Source organism: Blastococcus brunescens, assembly GCF_035320885.1.
GTDB classification, from domain to species: Bacteria; Actinomycetota; Actinomycetes; order Mycobacteriales; family Geodermatophilaceae; genus Blastococcus_B; species Blastococcus_B brunescens.
On record NZ_CP141261.1, the window covers coordinates 1936331 to 1950295 of the forward strand.

Annotated in this window: 16 protein-coding genes and 5 pseudogenes; 8 read left to right on the forward strand and 13 right to left on the reverse strand. The window is 73.2% G+C overall.

Annotated features, from left to right (window positions below):
* Positions 1-3: 3 nt before the first annotated feature.
* The 8 genes and pseudogenes from U6N30_RS12930 to U6N30_RS12965 all read right to left on the reverse strand — a co-directional run.
* A complete protein-coding gene (locus U6N30_RS12930) occupies positions 4-354 on the reverse strand; it encodes a YciI family protein (protein WP_324277591.1) in 351 nt (116 codons plus the stop codon).
* Positions 355-447: 93 nt separating this feature from the next.
* Positions 448-726: a GNAT family N-acetyltransferase gene (locus tag U6N30_RS12935; protein WP_324277592.1), complete on the reverse strand. Its 279-nt coding sequence runs from the start codon at positions 724-726 to the stop codon at positions 448-450.
* A gap of 61 nt (positions 727-787) precedes the next feature.
* The gene (locus U6N30_RS12940; protein WP_324277593.1) at positions 788-1129 is read right to left on the reverse strand and encodes a hypothetical protein; all 342 of its coding nucleotides are present in this window, start codon (positions 1127-1129) and stop codon (positions 788-790) included.
* A 159-nt stretch (positions 1130-1288) separates the two neighbouring features.
* Entirely contained in the window at positions 1289-1888 is a 600-nt protein-coding gene (locus U6N30_RS12945; RefSeq protein WP_324277594.1) for a M48 family metalloprotease, read from the reverse strand.
* Entirely contained in the window at positions 1888-2256 is a 369-nt protein-coding gene (locus U6N30_RS12950; protein ID WP_324277595.1) for a YsnF/AvaK domain-containing protein, read from the reverse strand. The genes U6N30_RS12945 and U6N30_RS12950 overlap by 1 nt, the downstream gene beginning before the upstream one ends.
* Entirely contained in the window at positions 2253-2678 is a 426-nt protein-coding gene (locus U6N30_RS12955) for a PRC-barrel domain-containing protein (RefSeq protein ID WP_324277596.1), read from the reverse strand. The genes U6N30_RS12950 and U6N30_RS12955 overlap by 4 nt, the downstream gene beginning before the upstream one ends.
* A gap of 112 nt (positions 2679-2790) precedes the next feature.
* Positions 2791-2973: a hypothetical protein gene (locus tag U6N30_RS12960; protein ID WP_324278683.1), complete on the reverse strand. Its 183-nt coding sequence runs from the start codon at positions 2971-2973 to the stop codon at positions 2791-2793.
* 418 nt (positions 2974-3391) lie between these two features.
* A pseudogene (locus tag U6N30_RS12965) lies at positions 3392-3634 on the reverse strand (hypothetical protein); the annotation flags it as partial.
* 123 nt (positions 3635-3757) lie between these two features.
* Between U6N30_RS12965 and U6N30_RS35425 the strand changes: the two are divergent.
* The 7 genes and pseudogenes from U6N30_RS35425 to U6N30_RS13000 all read left to right on the forward strand — a co-directional run.
* Positions 3758-3934 (forward strand): annotated as a pseudogene (locus tag U6N30_RS35425) (hypothetical protein); the annotation flags it as partial.
* 318 nt (positions 3935-4252) lie between these two features.
* A complete protein-coding gene (locus U6N30_RS12975) occupies positions 4253-4666 on the forward strand; it encodes a molybdopterin-dependent oxidoreductase (protein ID WP_324278281.1) in 414 nt (137 codons plus the stop codon).
* A 250-nt stretch (positions 4667-4916) separates the two neighbouring features.
* Positions 4917-6743 (forward strand): molybdopterin oxidoreductase family protein, encoded by a 1827-nt coding sequence (locus tag U6N30_RS12980; RefSeq protein ID WP_324277597.1) that lies wholly within the window; start codon positions 4917-4919, stop codon positions 6741-6743.
* Positions 6740-6919: pseudogene (locus U6N30_RS12985) on the forward strand (hypothetical protein); the annotation flags it as partial. The gene U6N30_RS12980 and the pseudogene U6N30_RS12985, both read left to right, overlap by 4 nt.
* Positions 6920-7008: 89 nt before the next feature.
* Positions 7009-7497 (forward strand): annotated as a pseudogene (locus tag U6N30_RS12990) (FAD-dependent oxidoreductase); the annotation flags it as partial.
* 140 nt (positions 7498-7637) lie between these two features.
* Entirely contained in the window at positions 7638-8849 is a 1212-nt protein-coding gene (locus U6N30_RS12995; protein WP_324278282.1) for a (2Fe-2S)-binding protein, read from the forward strand.
* Between the two features lie 79 nt (positions 8850-8928).
* Positions 8929-9180, forward strand: a pseudogene (locus tag U6N30_RS13000) (Rieske (2Fe-2S) protein); the annotation flags it as partial.
* Between the two features lie 7 nt (positions 9181-9187).
* Here U6N30_RS13000 and U6N30_RS13005 read toward each other — a convergent pair.
* On the reverse strand, positions 9188-9856 hold the full coding sequence (locus U6N30_RS13005) for a DUF4333 domain-containing protein (protein WP_324277598.1): 669 nt from the start codon (positions 9854-9856) through the stop codon (positions 9188-9190).
* Positions 9857-10288: 432 nt separating this feature from the next.
* On the opposite strand from U6N30_RS13005, the gene U6N30_RS13010 reads away from it, so the two are divergent.
* Positions 10289-10453 (forward strand): helix-turn-helix domain-containing protein, encoded by a 165-nt coding sequence (locus U6N30_RS13010; protein ID WP_324277599.1) that lies wholly within the window; start codon positions 10289-10291, stop codon positions 10451-10453.
* Between the two features lie 89 nt (positions 10454-10542).
* On the opposite strand, the gene U6N30_RS13015 is transcribed toward U6N30_RS13010, so the two are convergent.
* From U6N30_RS13015 to U6N30_RS13030, 4 genes are all read right to left on the reverse strand, one after another.
* Positions 10543-10986: a hypothetical protein gene (locus U6N30_RS13015; RefSeq protein ID WP_324277600.1), complete on the reverse strand. Its 444-nt coding sequence runs from the start codon at positions 10984-10986 to the stop codon at positions 10543-10545.
* Between the two features lie 73 nt (positions 10987-11059).
* Positions 11060-11230, reverse strand: coding sequence for a hypothetical protein (locus tag U6N30_RS13020; RefSeq protein WP_324277601.1), 171 nt, complete (start codon positions 11228-11230; stop codon positions 11060-11062).
* 203 nt (positions 11231-11433) lie between these two features.
* On the reverse strand, positions 11434-12120 hold the full coding sequence (locus U6N30_RS13025; protein ID WP_324277602.1) for a hypothetical protein: 687 nt from the start codon (positions 12118-12120) through the stop codon (positions 11434-11436).
* 88 nt (positions 12121-12208) lie between these two features.
* Entirely contained in the window at positions 12209-13498 is a 1290-nt protein-coding gene (locus tag U6N30_RS13030; protein WP_324277603.1) for an MFS transporter, read from the reverse strand.
* Positions 13499-13965 lie beyond the last annotated feature (467 nt).

A 13965-nucleotide genomic window follows, 5' to 3' on the forward strand; every position in this document is an offset into this window, starting at 1 on the left:
CGATCAGAAGGAGGTCGCCACAGGACGGACCTCGACGGGCAGCCCACCGAGGATGCGCGCCAGCCTGCCGGCCCAGGCGAGCGCATCGTCGAGGTTCTCGGCCTGGATCACGTCGAAGCCGCCGATGAACTCCTTGCCCTCCGCATAGGGGCCGTCGGTGGTGAGGACGGTGTCGCCGTCCGCACGCACGACGGTCGTGGCCTCCGGCTGGTGGAGTGCGACGGCGAAGACCCAGACCCCGGCAGAGCGCATCTCCTCGTTCAGCGAGGCGAGGTCGCGCATGACGGGCTCCAGGACCTCCGGCGGGGGCACCTCTCCGACGGGCTGGATGATGTTGATCAGGTACTGGGGCATGTCGTCTCCTCGGGTTCGGCGCCGGCGCCGTGCCGGTCGCTCACCCCTGTACGAACGGGGACGGCCGGATCGACAGGTCCGCGCAGAAAGTTCTCAGCCGGTCAGCAGGCGCTGCGGTTGCCGCACGAGCACCCACAGCGGGAGTTCGTCGTCGCTCGTCCTGCCGGTCGAGATCACTTCGAACCCGAAGCCGCGCAGGAACCGCACGTTCGCCCAGGAGTAGACGGCGGCCCCGGCGAGGACGCCGTCGGTGTCGCAGCGCACCAGGGCCGGGGCCAGGACGGCGGCGGCCAGGCCACGCCGGCGGGAGCTGGGCCGCACGCCCAGGTGCCGGAGCCACCAGTGCGGCTGGTCCGGACGCGCCGCGTCCACGAGGGCGGCGGTGTCACGGACGGCGCTGATCCGGTGCGCGGAGAGGTGGGGAGCTCGCTGGTCAGTGCGGCACGCACGTCGGCCGGCAGGGGGTGGTGCCCTCGGCTCCCGGTGGCGCTTCCCAGACGGCGACCGCGTCGACCTCGTCGGTGACCCAGGCCGTGCCGGTGCCCACCCCGCGGTGCCCGGCGTCGAGCTCGTGCAGGCGGGTCAGCCGCTGGATGCGGCCGTCGTCGGGCAGCGCCCACCGCGCCCAGCGCGAGGCGCCCAGGGAGGTCGTGAGAGTCGCGGCGATGCGCGGGACGTCGCGCTGCTCGGCCCGCCGGACGTCGGGCCCCTCCTCGTCCGGGTCGTCGATCCGCTGGATCCTCGGGCCCGGGGAGTCACCCCGGCATTCGACCACGCCCCCGGACGACGAGGGGGCCGCCCCAGGCGGGACGGCCCCCGTGTGGCCCCGTCCAGCGGCTCGCCGCGAGCCTGCGAGCGGTCTAGCGGCCCCGTCCAGGGCACCGCCGCGAGCCTGCGAGCGGTGGGGAGGACGGGGTCCTTTCGGGGGCCTTGCTCAGACGTCGAAGCCGGCGCGGTCGACCTTGCGGTGGTACTTGTCGCCGAGCTTGCCGCCGAGGATCGCTCCCAGCAGCGTGACGAGGAGGACGGCGACCAGCGCGATGATGCCGCCGGTCGTCGCGGTGCCCTCGTCGATCGGGATGCGCGGCAGGTTGAGCTGCTGGAGCACGTTGTACTCCGAGCCGAACACCAGGCCCAGGACGGCCAGCGCGATGACCACGAGCAGCCCGATGACCCAGACGGCGATGCCCTGCCGGGCGCCGTCGAACCGGGCCATCCGGCCGGCCACGTAGCCGCCGGCCAGATAGGCCAGGAACAGGATCACCAGCAGCACGATGCCGCCGACGATCCCGATGGTGTCGGCGTCCTGGACGGCGTCGTCCACGCTGGGGACGCCCTCGGTCAACCCGATGGCGACCCCTGCGGCGCTGAGCAGCGCGATCAGCAGGACGGCGAGCCCGTTCGCGGAGAGCCAGCCGAAGAAGGCGGCGCCCCACTTGATGCCGCCGTAGCGGGAGTGCTGCGCGTCGACGGCGTCGCGGGCCCGCCCCTTCGTCGAGTGGGCTCCGTCGGTGGAGTGGTCCGGGTCGGACATCAGGATCGCCGGATCTCGGGATCGGTGTCGAGCTCGACCTGCTCCTTGCGGACGGACTCGGTGACGGTCTGCTGGTCGGTGACCGTCTCGGTGTCCAGCCGTACGCGCTCGACCGGCACGGCCTCCTTCTCCACGACCGGGCGCTCGGCGTGCAGGACGACCTCGTGCTCCTCCTCGGAGATGGCCGGGCCGTCCAGGGCGTTGCCGATGTTCGCGTCGGTGATCGGCTCGCGCTCGAGGACGACCTCTTCGTGCGCGACGGGCACGGTGCGCGTCACGTTCTCGGTGACGACGTACTTCCGCAGCCGGGCGCGACCGCTCTCCACCCGCTGGGTGCCGACGGTGAGGTGCTCCTCGGAGCGGGTCATGGCGTCGTCGGTCGTGGGACCGCTCGTGTCGTGGCCCACGGTGTCGTGGCCCACGGTGCCGTGGTCGCTCGTACCCGTGGTGCGCGTCGTGTCCGTGAACTCCGCGCCCGTCCCGGAGCCGATGCCGTAGTAGCGGTAGAGCTCGGACTCCTCGGCCGGGGAGAGGTGGCCGTCGGTGTCGATCTGCGGGGCGTTCTTGACCTTGTCCTTGTCGTAGGGAGACGCAGGTCGTCCCCGGACAGGTCGGCGTCGGCGAGCGGCACGAAGGACTCCTTGGTGCCGAACATGCCGGTGCGGACGGTCGCCCACTCCGGACGGCCGGTCTCGTCGTCGAGGTAGACCTCGCCGACGGTGCCGAGCTTGCCGTCGGATCCGACGGCCGTGCTCCCGATGACGGCGGACAGGTTCTGCTCGGTGATCATGCGTGCTCCTCGCGGGGTCAGGGTGAGACAGGGGCGCGTCGCGGCTCGTTCACGGTTGCGCGCCGGCCCAGGCCATGCCCGGCGATTTACGACGTAAACGATGTCCTGGTGTTTAGTCGCGCGAGTCCCCGCGCCGCGGCGTCCGGCCCTCGTGGAGGACCAGCTCGAGGCGCCCCAGCAGGTTCTCCAGCGCCTCCTCGAACTCCGCTGCCGACTCGTCCAGGGAGAGCAGGGCCTCGAGCCGGACGACGGTGGGGTACTCGCTGAGGTCCGTCGACGCGGCCGCGTGCGGCACCCCTCCGGCTGGTCCTCGGGACTGATCTTGACCCCCTTCTGGGACACCTCGAGGAGCAGGTGACCCAGGAGGAAGCTCGAGTAGGCGCGATACGCGGCGACGGCGGACTCCTCGCTGAACCCGCTCGCGAGGAGCGTGTCGAGGAAGGACTCCACCCAGCGCAGGCTGCGCAGCGGCGGCCGCACCCAGGGCGCGGCCGGGGGCGGGTGGCCACCAGCGGGAACACCTCGGGGTGGGCCAGCGCGATGCGCCGGACGCCGTGCGCCAGGCGCTGGAGGTAGTCCTGCCAGCCGTTGGACGCGGCCAGGTGCACGTCCGGATCACCGTAGAGCTCGTCGATGACCGACTCCACCACGCCGTCGAGCAACTGCTCCCGTCCCGGCACGTACCGGTAGAGCGCCATGGCCTCGACACCGAGGTGGGCGCCGAGGCGGCGCATGGTCAGCGCGTTGAGGCCCTGCCCGTCGATGAACTCGATCGCCGCGCCCAGGACGCGTCGGCGGTCGAGCCCGCTGCGGCCGGTCCCCGGAGGCGCGGCGGGGATGACGCTCGCGGCGCCACCACGGCCCTCGGGGCTGTCGGGGTCGGCGCCGTCGTCCGGCAGCTGGTCCGGCCCGGTCATGACCACCTCTTCCGTTCGTGAGCGCCCCTCGCCCGACATCCTGCGCCGGGGCCACCGCACAGTGCCGGGCGGCCCCGTGTGAGGCGCTCGGAACCCAGCGTTGACGCCGGTGTCCACGAAGGGAAACGACGACCACCGACGCTCGGTTGCGTGCCCGCCGTCGTGTCGCCCGAGTCCCCGGCCCGCCGTGCGGGCTCGACGCGGACGACGTTGACGCACTGCCCGTACTGCTCGCTGCAGTGCGGGATGGACGTGACCGCCGGCGACCGCCCGGCCACGCTCGTCCCGGCCGACTTCCCGACCAACAAGGGCGGGCTGTGCTCGAAGGGCTGGTCGTCGGTCGAGCTGCTCGACCACCCTGAACGCCTGCTCCGCCCGCTCGTGCGCAGCACTCCGGGCGACCGCACCAGCCCCTGGTGGAGGCGACGTGGGACGACGCCCTCGGCCGGGTGGTCGACGCGATCGAGCGGACGCAGGACCGGTACGGCCGCGATGCCGTCGGCTGCTTCGGGGCGGCTCGCTGACCAACGAGCAGGCCTACCAGTTCGGCAAGTTCGCCCGCGTCGCCCTGCGCACCAGCGCCATCGACTACAACGGCCGCTTCTGCATGTCGTCGGCCGCGGGCGCCGCCAACCGGGCGTTCGGGCTGGACCGGGGATGCCGTTCCCGCTCTCCGACATCGCCGAGGCCGACGTGGTCGTGCTGGTCGGCAGCAACCCGGCCGACACCATGCCGCCGGCCATGCAGTACTTCGACGCCGGTCGGGAGCGGGGCGCGCAGCACGTCGTCGTCGATCCCCGCCGCACCGCGACGGCACGCAACGCCGCCCTGCACCTGCAGCCGCTGCCGGGCACCGACCTGGCGCTGGCCAACGGACTGCTGCACATCGCGCTCGCCGAGGGCTGGTCGACGAGGAGTACGTCGCTGATCGCACGACCGGCTTCGACGACGTCCGGACCGGGGTCGCGGGCTACTGGCCCGACCGGGTCGAGCGGCTCACCGGCGTCCCCGTGGCCGACCAGCGGCGCACCGTCTTCGCCCTCGCACGGGCCGAGCGGGCCATCGTGCTGACCGCCCGCGGCGCCGAGCAGCACCGCAGCGGCACCGACACCGCCCAGGCGTGGATCAACCTTGCCCTGGCGCTCGGGCTGCCCGGCCGGCCGGGGAGCGGCTGGGGCACGGTCACCGGCCAGGGCAACGGCCAGGGCGGCCGCGAGCACGGGCAGAAGGCCGACCAGCTGCCCGGCTACCGCTCGCTGGCCGACCCGGCCGCCCGGGCGCACGTGGCCGGCGTCTGGGGGTCGACCCCGACGACCTGCCGATGCCGGGGAAGTCGGCGTTCGAGCTGCTCGACGCGCTCGGCACCGACGGTGGCGTCCGGACGCTCCTGGTCCTCGCCTCGAACGTGGCGGTCAGCGCCCCGGACGCGCGGCGGGTCATCAGCCGCCTGGGCGACCTGGACTTCCTCGCCGTCAGCGACTTCTTCCTCTCCGAGACCGCCGAGCTCGCCGACGTCGTCCTCCCCAGCGCCATGTGGGCGGAGGAGGAGGGCACGATGACCAACCTCGAGGGGCGGGTCATCCGGCGGCGGCGGGCGCTCGACCCGCCGGTCGGCGTCCCCGACGACCTGCAGCTCCTGGCCACCCTGGCCGAGCGGCTGGGGGCGGGACGGCACTTCAGCGGCGACCCGGAGACGGTGTTCGACGAGCTCCGCCGCGCCAGCGCCGGGGGAGTGGCCGACTACGCCGGGATCAGCTACCGGCGGATCGACGACGAGCAGGGCGTGTTCTGGCCGTGCCCGACGCCCCGGCACCCGGGCACCCCGCGGCTGTTCACCGAGCGGTTCGCCACCCCCGACGGCCGGGCCCGTTTCCTCCGGGTCGAGCACGTCGACGCCCACGAGCGTCCGGACGCGGACTACCCCTACGTCCTCACCACCGGCCGGGTGCTGGCGCAGTACCAGTCGGGCACCCAGACCCGGCGCACCCGGAGCCTGCAGCTGGTCACCCCGAGCCCCCGGGCGGAGCTGCACCCGGACCTGGCCCGGCGGCTCGGCATCGGGGGCGACGACGTCGTGGAGCTGACCACCCGTCGCGGCCGGGCCCGCTTCCACGCGCTGGTCACCGACACGATCCGGCCCGACGTCGTCTTCGTCCCCTTCCACTGGGGCGGCGGGTCCAGCGCCAACGCGCTCACCGACGCCGACGCGCTCGACCCGACCTCGAAGATGGCCGCCTTCAAGGTGTGCGCGGTCGCCGTCGCCCGCGCCGGCGGGCCCGAGGAGCTCATCGCCCCGCCCGCGCCGGCCACCCAGCCGCAGCCCCGCGACCACACGCCGTCCGCCACCCCCGAACCGCGCCACCCCACCCGGAAGAGGAGCACCCGCGTGAAGAGCAGCCCACGCTTCCTGCAAGGCGTCTTCCCGATCACCGGCGAGGGACTGTCCAAGCCCGGGCCGGTCGACGCCGCCCTGCGCTACACCGTCCCGCAGGGAAGTCCGCCCAGGCGCTGTACTTCCGGGGCGGCAACTCGACGTCCGAGCTGGTCTACGTCCTGCTCGTCCGCGACGGCGAGCCGATGCGCTGGTTCCCGATCGGCGCGAAGGGCGACGTCCACGTGCCGCTGCGGGTGGTCGAGGACCTCGTCGGCGGCACCGTCGTCGAGCTGCACGCCGCCGCCCCCGAGGGCGTCACCGGCGAGCTCGTGGTCGACCTCGGGCTGGTGGAGGTATGACCGCCGTTCTGGGTGGTCGCCCCGGCGGCATGACGTCCCTGCACATCGACGACGATCTCGACACCCGCCCCCGGCTGGTGGTGGTCGGCAACGGGATGGCCGGTGCGCGGCTGGTCGAGGAGGTGCTCGAGCGCGGCGGCGGGGAACAGTTCCGGATCACCGTCTTCGGCGACGAGCCGCACGGCAACTACAACCGGATCATGCTCTCGCCGGTGCTGGCGGGGAGGCGCACGAGGACGACATCGTGCTCAACAGCCACGACTGGTACGCCGACAACGACGTCGACCTGCGGGCCGGCGTGCGGATCGAGCGGATCGACACCGCGGCTAAGCAGGTGCACGCCGCCGACGGCACGACCACCCCTACGACCACCTGGTGCTGGCCACCGGCAGCTACTCGTTCATCCCGCCGATGACGGGGGTCCTGGACGAGGCCGGCGAGCTCCTGCCCGGGGTGTTCGGCTTCCGCACCATCGACGAGACCCGGGCGATGCTCGACGCCGTCGGCCGCTGTCGGCGGGCCGTCGTGATGGGCGGCGGGCTGCTCGGCCTGGAGGCCGCCCGGGCGCTGCAGGGCCACGGCCTGCACGTGGAGCTGGTGCACGCGGCGCCCTATCTGATGAACATGCAGCTGGACCCCGAGGCGGGGCGATCCTCAAGCGCAGCGTCGAGTCGCTCGGGATCGCCGTCCACCTCGACGTCTTCGCCACCGAGATCATCGGCGGGGACCGCGTCCGCGGGGTGGGGCTGGCCGACGGGCGGCAGCTCGACGCCGACCTCCTCGTGGTCGCCGCCGGGGTGCGGCCCAGCACCGACCTCGCCGTCCGGTCGGGGCTCGAGGTCCAGCGCGGCATCGTGGTCGACGACCAGCTGCGCACCGACGAGCCCGACGTCTACGCCATCGGGGAGTGCGCCCAGCACCGCGGCGAGGTCTACGGGCTGGTCGCTCCGGCGTGGGAGCACGCGAAAGTCCTCGCCGACGTGCTCACCGGCACGGACCCGGAGGCGGAGTACCACGGCAGCCGGACGGCGACCAAGCTCAAGGTCGCCGGCGTCGACGTCGCCGTCATGGGCATCAACACCCCCGAGCGGGACGGGGACGAGTTCCTCGTCATCTCCGAGCCGAAGCGCGGCGTCCACCTGTCGGTGGTCATCCGCGACGACGTGCTGGTCGGCGCCACGCTGCTCGGCGACACCCGCAAGGTGGCCTTCCTGACCCAGGCCTTCGACCGCGGCGCGCCCTGCCCGAGGAGCGGATCCGGCTGCTGGTCGACCTCTCCGACGGGGCCGAGCAGGTCGGGGTGGCCGAGATGCCGGCCGACTCCCAGGTGTGCAACTGCAACGGGGTCTCGAAGGGGGACATCTGCGGGGCGGTGTCCGGCGGCTGCTCGAGCGTCGGCGAGGTCATGGACCGCACCCGCGCCGGCAAGGGGTGCGGGTCGTGCACGTCGCTGGTCAGGCAGATCGTCGAGTGGGCCGCCGACGGCGACCTGGCCGAGGACCCTGCCGCCTCGTACTACGTGCCCGGCATCCCCATGGCCAAGCCGGAGCTCATGGCCGCCATCCGCGCGCAGGACCTGCGCAGCGTCTCGGCCGTCTTCGCCGCCCTCGCGCCGGGCGGCAAGGACGACGCGAAGTCGAAGATGGGCCTGACCTCGCTGCTGCGGATGATCTGGGGCCGCGACTACGTCGAGGAGAACGACGCGAAGTTCATCAACGACCGCGTCCACGGCAACATCCAGCGCGACGGCACCTTCTCCGTCGTCCCGCAGATGAAGGGCGGGGTGACCACCCCCGCGCAGCTGCGCCGGATCGCCGACGTCGCCGAGAAGTACGAGGTGCCGATGGTCAAGGTGACCGGCGGCCAGCGGATCGACCTGCTCGGCGTCCGCAAGGAGGACCTGCCGGCCATGTGGAACGACCTCGGCATGCCGTCGGGGTACGCCTACGGCAAGAGCTTCCGGACGGTGAAGACCTGCGTCGGCAGCGACTTCTGCCGCTTCGGCCTCGACGACTCCACCCAGCTCGGGATCGATCTCGAGACCCGGTTCCAGGGCATCGAGAGCCCGGCCAAGATCAAGATGGCGGTCGTCGGCTGTCCGCGGAACTGCGCCGAGGCGTACGTGAAGGACGTCGGCGTCGTGGCGGTCGGCAACGGCCGGTGGGAGATCTACGTCGGGGGCGCCGCCGGGGCGTCGGTCCGCAAGGGCGACCTGCTGGCCACGGTCGACTCCCCGGAGGCGGTGATCACGCTGGCCGGCCGGTTCCTGCAGTACTACCGCGAGAACGCCAACTGGCTCGAGCGCACCTACGACTTCGTGCCCCGCATCGGGCTCGAGACGATCAAGGCGGTGCTGCTCGAGGACACCGAGGGCATCGTCGCCGACCTCGACGCCGGGATGCAGCGCTCGATCGACGCCTACACCGACCCCTGGGGCCAGGACGGGAAGCAGCCGGCGACGCCCGGCCAGTTCCGCCCCTCGCTGCCGCTGATCGCCCTCCCGAAGGTGCCCGTCCGATGAGCATCACCGAGCTGACCACCGCCTCGACGGCGACCGAGCACGTCGTCGGCCGGGTCGAGGACGTCCCGCCGGGGAGGGGCGGGCGTTCGTCGTCGGCGGCACGCAGGTGGCGGTGTTCCGGCTGCGGAACGGGTCGCTGCACGCCACCCAGGCGGCCTGCCCCCACGCGGGCGGACCGCTGGCCGATGGGCAGACCGACATCGACGTGCTGGTCTGCCCGCTGCATCTCTACGCGTACCGGTGGTCCGACGGCGCCTCGGCCAGCGGTGCCACGCCGATCCGGATGTACCCGGTGCGCGAGGTCGACGGGGATCTCGTCGTCGAGGTCTAGCGGCCGGTCACGCCAACTCGTAGGAGACGGCACCGCTCTCGTCCACCGTCGCCAGGACCTCGATGGTGTCCGTCGCGTCCGCGGCGTTGTCCACGAAGCAGGGGATCGGCGTCCCGACGGCGTCCACGAGGACGGAGTGGCCATCGGTGTCGCAGCTGCTGATGACCACCACGCCGGTCAGCTCGCCCAGCTGCTCGTCCAGGGACGCCTCCACGACGTCCACGTCGACGAAGGTGTTGTCGCTGTCGATCTGCACGTTGCCCTCGTCGTCGGTCTGCGTGACGGTGAAGGAGATCGGCTGGTGCTCCAGGGATGCGGTGCAGGTGAAGGTCGCCCCCGACTCGGCCTCGACGTCGGCCGGGCAGGAGACGTCGGTCGGTGCGACGCCGGTCTGCTCGGCCGTCAGCTGCCCGATCTGGCGCTCGGCCTCGGCGGTGTCCAGGGTGCTGCTGCCGAACCAGACGACGGCGCCGACGACGAGTCCGCCCAGCACCACCACCGCGGCGAGGATGCCGCCGACGATGGCCCCGGTGCGCCTGCGCCGCGCCGGTGCCGGCGCATAGCCGGCCGGCGGGCCGTAGTCCGGCGGGCCGTAGTCCGGCGGGCCGTAGTCCGGCGGGCCGTACTGCGGGCCCGACGGGCCGGCGGGCGGGGTGGGGTACGTCGGGTGGGCCATCGTGGTTCTCCTCGTCGAGTGGGTCGGGGGCGACCATGACGGGAGTCGCTTGCGGACGGCTCGGATGCACGTGCGGCTCACGTGAGGCGTTGTCGACGGCGTCCTTCGGGCCGTGCTCGGCCGGCCCGACGAGGTCCAGCTTCGCGCCGGTGACCGCGCGCACCGCGGCGCGGTTCCGCGCGTCACCGGGGGCCGAACAGGTCGGCGGGAAAGACGGCGGGCCGCAGCCCGGCCGAGAGCCCCGGTGCGGGCGGTGCCGAGCAGGTCCGCCGTCCCGGCCAGCACGAGCACCGGCTGGCGCGGCATCGGCAGGCAGGGCGTGCCGTCGGCGTCCTCGTGCGGCTCGCCGACCAGCTCGGGCCCGGGTCAGGGAGCTGCTCGGTGCCGGGGTGACCGACGGGCTGCGGCCGCCGAGGCGGCCGCCGGATCGGTGTGCACCCCACGCACGTCGTCCGGACGTTCACCCGACCCCACGGGCTGCCGCCGCACCGGTACGTGACCAGCCGGCGGATCGACCTGGCCCGGCGGCTGCTGCTGGACGGGATGCGGCCGCCGAGGTGGCCGGCGCGGCCGGCTTCGTCGACCAGTCGCACCTGACCCGGCACTTCCGCCGGATGCTCGGCACCACCCCGGGTGCCTACGCCCGCTCGGGCCGGAGCTGGGCGACTGGAGTCGGGGAACCCGGGTCAGGGGGCCGGGACGACGACGGTCGCCTCCAAGGGGCCGCCGCACTGCTCGCTGCCGCCGACCCGGCGCCAAGCCAGGTCGGTGTCCACGTCCGCGAGCTCGTCCCCGTCCGGCCCCAGCACGCGGATGCTGACGAAGTCCGGCGCCGACATGTCCAGCTGGAGGACTGCGGTCCGGCCGTCGAGCGGCACCGCCACCGCGTCCCGCTCCGCCAGCGGCTCGTCCTGGACGACGGCCCAGCCGCACATCGGGGAACAGTCCACGGTCAGCGCGCCGCCCTCGACCGGTGGCCAGTCGTCGGCGAGCGTCACGATGACCGCGTTGCTCCAGCCGATGGCCGGGCAGACCGTCTGTGTGCCACCGGCGCAGGCGCCGAGCGCGAGCGCAGCGGCCATGGCGCAGGCGCCTCCGGCGATCCACCCGGTGCTCGAGTCGTCGTCCATGCCTCTTCCACGCCCCGGGCCCCGGCCTGCACCCACACGCCCGCGGACCGTGGGCGCCGAGAGCCCGGTCGGGTCACTCCGGGGCGGATTCCTTCCGGGCCGCGGGCAGTGGAGGAACGTAGAGCGGACGGCGCGAACGTCGGCGGAGCTCGGACAGCGCGCGCCGCCGCTGCGCCTCCTGGGCGAGCTGGCGGGCGGCGATCACCGACGCGGTGTCCGCGGCCGTGCTGTGGCTCTCGAGCAACGCTGGCTCCCTCGCTGGCCCCCTGCTGCGTAAAACGCTGCGAGAGGGCGCGAAGGATGACAGATCGCGGACACGAACCGATAACGATTCGGTCCGGTACTGCTCAGGAGCGGGGAGACCCAGGTCCGCGAGGGCCGCGGTGACGGCGTCGTCGTGCAGCAGGTCCAGCACGAGCAGGCGGTGGAGGAGCACGCCGCGGCGGGTCAGCCGCAGGTCGGCAGGGCGGAGCCGGGGAGCGTCGCGGCCGGGCGGGCCGGCACCGGCGGCGGGGCGAGCAGCCCGCGCGTCTGCAGGTCGGTGACGTCCTCGCGCGCGCCCCAGGCGGCCCAGGCGCGTGGCTCGTCCTCCAGCGGGGCCATGGGCAGCGGCACGCGGTCCCGGCGGCCCACTCCGGCCAGCAGGGCGAGCTGCCGCCAGCTCAGCGACTCGGCGAGCCGCAGCGCCCGGCCGGCCAGCTCCAGGTCGACGTCGGGGGAGACGGCCACCTCGGCGAGCAGGTAGCCCAGGTGCCGGACCCGGCGCTCCTCGATCGACCGGCGCGCCGCGGCGACCACTGACTCGGCGAGCTCGTCGGCGGCGGGGCGGCTGCCGGGCCGGGGCTCGAACCAGCCGTCGGTGCGCCCCGTCCGGCCGTTGCGGTGCAGCGTCGCCGCGTACTCCACGGCGAAGGCCAGGACGGCGCCGGCACGCACCCGCTCGCGGGGAACCTCCAGGCCGGCCGTCTCGTCCGCCGCCGTGCGCAGGCAGGCGGCGACACGGCTGCTCACCTGCACCATCGCTGCCGCCGGCTCGAAGACCACGGCGGCGGCCGCCCGGCACATCGAGCCGGCCACGGCGTCCCCGGCCTCGATGAGGTCGCGGCCGGTGGCGGTCTGCTCGGAAGCGGTCACCCGGTGATCTTCGTCCGTTCCCGGGCCGACCTGCACGCCGGGAACCGCCCCTCACCACAGCGGGGCAGTTCCCGGCGGACGGGTCCGGCTAGACGCCGGCCTGCTGCATCAGCGTGCCGCGCCGCAGGTAGACGAACCAGGTCACCGCGACGCAGGCGATGTAGAAGCCGCAGAAGGACAGCAGGGCGGTCTCGACCCCGCCGGTCGCGCCGTAGGACTCCGAGACGATCCGCGGGATGAAGACGGCGCCGAGGGCGCCGACCGCCGAGATGATCCCGACCGCCGCGGCGGTGTCGCGGCGTGCGCGGTAGAGCACGGCGGCCGGCGACTCGCCCGGATGGTCGGAAGCCGCCTCGGCCCGGTAGATGATCGGGATCATCCGGTAGGTCGACCCGTTGGTCATGCCGACGATCGCGAACAGCACCAGGAAGCTGGCGAGGAAGCCGCCGAAGCTCTCCGCGCGGAGGAAGAGGATGGCGCTCCCGATCGCCAGGGCCTGCCCGACGAACGTCACGACGGTGACCTTGGCGCCGCCCACCCGGTCGGCCAGCCAGCCGCCGAACGGACGGGACAGTGATCCGACCAGTGGCCCGAGAAAGGCGTATCGGTAGGTGTCGGCCGCGAACTCGTTGGCGAGCACCAGCGGGAAGGCGCCGGAGAAGCCGATGAAGGACCCGAAGGCGCCGATGTAGAGGAACGACATCACCCAGGTCTGCTTGCGGCGGGCGATCGCCGCCTGGTCGGCGATGTTCGCCTTCGCACCGGACAGGTTGTTCATGCCGAACCAGGCGCCGACGACCGCGAGCACGATGAACGGCACCCAGATGAGTGCCACGTTCTGCACGTACCGGGCGTCGCCACCCTCCGTCGTCCCCGTGCTGCCTCCGACGACGGCGATGGCGCCGGCGGTGACCGCCAGCGGCCCGACGAGCTGGATGATCGCGACGCCGATGTTGCCGCCGGCGGCGTTCAGGCCGAGCGCGAAGCCTTTCTCCCTGTCCGGGTAGAAGAAGGAGATGTTGGCCATCGACGAGGCGAAGTTGCCCCCGCCGAACCCGCAGGTGATGGCCGTGAGCACCCAGAACCAGTACGGCTGGTCGGTCGTCGCCGCGACGGTGAGCAGGGTGACCGGGATCAGGAGCAGGGCCGCACTGACGACGGTCCAGTTCCGCCCGCCGACGAGGGCCGGCATGAACGTGTATGGCACCCGCATGACGGCGCCCACGAGTCCCGCGGTGGCGACGAGCCAGAACAGCTGGTCACTGGTGAAGCCGTAGCCGATCGAGGCCAGGACGGCGGTGGCGATGCTGAACATCTGCCACACGCTGAAACCGATGTTCTCCGCCAGGACCGACCACACCAGGTTGCGCCGGGCCACCGGCTTTCCTCGGACGACGCCCAGAACTCGGGGTCCTCAGGGTTGTAGTCGGCGATCCACCGCGAGCCGGGTTTCGTGACCGGTCCGCTGCCCGCGGGGGCGCGGGGGTGGTGGCGACCACGTTCTCGGTCGTGCGGACGGTGGGCGTGGAGGTCATGGGCGCATCCCTTGACTCGAGGGGGCCGGACGGGCTGGCCCGGTGGCCTCCGACGCTAGGAAGCCGCCATTACCTCGACGCCGCGCTCGCATGACCTCTCGGGAACGTCCACCTCACCGGCCGCATCCGGCGGGTGTGAGGCCGTCGATCGTCGGTGGCGCCTGCCACGATGCCGACATGGCGATCGAGGTGCGCCCGGCGACCAGCTTCGACGACGTCGCGACGATGGTGGGTCCGAAGCGGCCGGATGCCGACGTGTGCTGGTGCCTGAGCTACCGGGTCCCCTCCAAGGAGAACCGGGAACTGCGCG

Coding starts and splice junctions, on each gene's coding strand:
- U6N30_RS12950 (WP_324277595.1), bottom strand. CDS start 2,256: ATGACCCGCTCCGAGGAGCACCTCACCGTCGGCACCCAGCGGGTGGAG.
- U6N30_RS13015 (WP_324277600.1), bottom strand. CDS start 10,986: ATGGACGACGACTCGAGCACCGGGTGGATCGCCGGAGGCGCCTGCGCC.
- U6N30_RS13005 (WP_324277598.1), bottom strand. CDS start 9,856: ATGGCCCACCCGACGTACCCCACCCCGCCCGCCGGCCCGTCGGGCCCG.
- U6N30_RS12955 (WP_324277596.1), bottom strand. CDS start 2,678: ATGATCACCGAGCAGAACCTGTCCGCCGTCATCGGGAGCACGGCCGTC.
- U6N30_RS12995 (WP_324278282.1), top strand. CDS start 7,638: ATGCCGGCCGACTCCCAGGTGTGCAACTGCAACGGGGTCTCGAAGGGG.
- U6N30_RS12945 (WP_324277594.1), bottom strand. CDS start 1,888: ATGTCCGACCCGGACCACTCCACCGACGGAGCCCACTCGACGAAGGGG.
- U6N30_RS12980 (WP_324277597.1), top strand. CDS start 4,917: ATGCCGGGGAAGTCGGCGTTCGAGCTGCTCGACGCGCTCGGCACCGAC.
- U6N30_RS12930 (WP_324277591.1), bottom strand. CDS start 354: ATGCCCCAGTACCTGATCAACATCATCCAGCCCGTCGGAGAGGTGCCC.
- U6N30_RS12975 (WP_324278281.1), top strand. CDS start 4,253: ATGCCGTTCCCGCTCTCCGACATCGCCGAGGCCGACGTGGTCGTGCTG.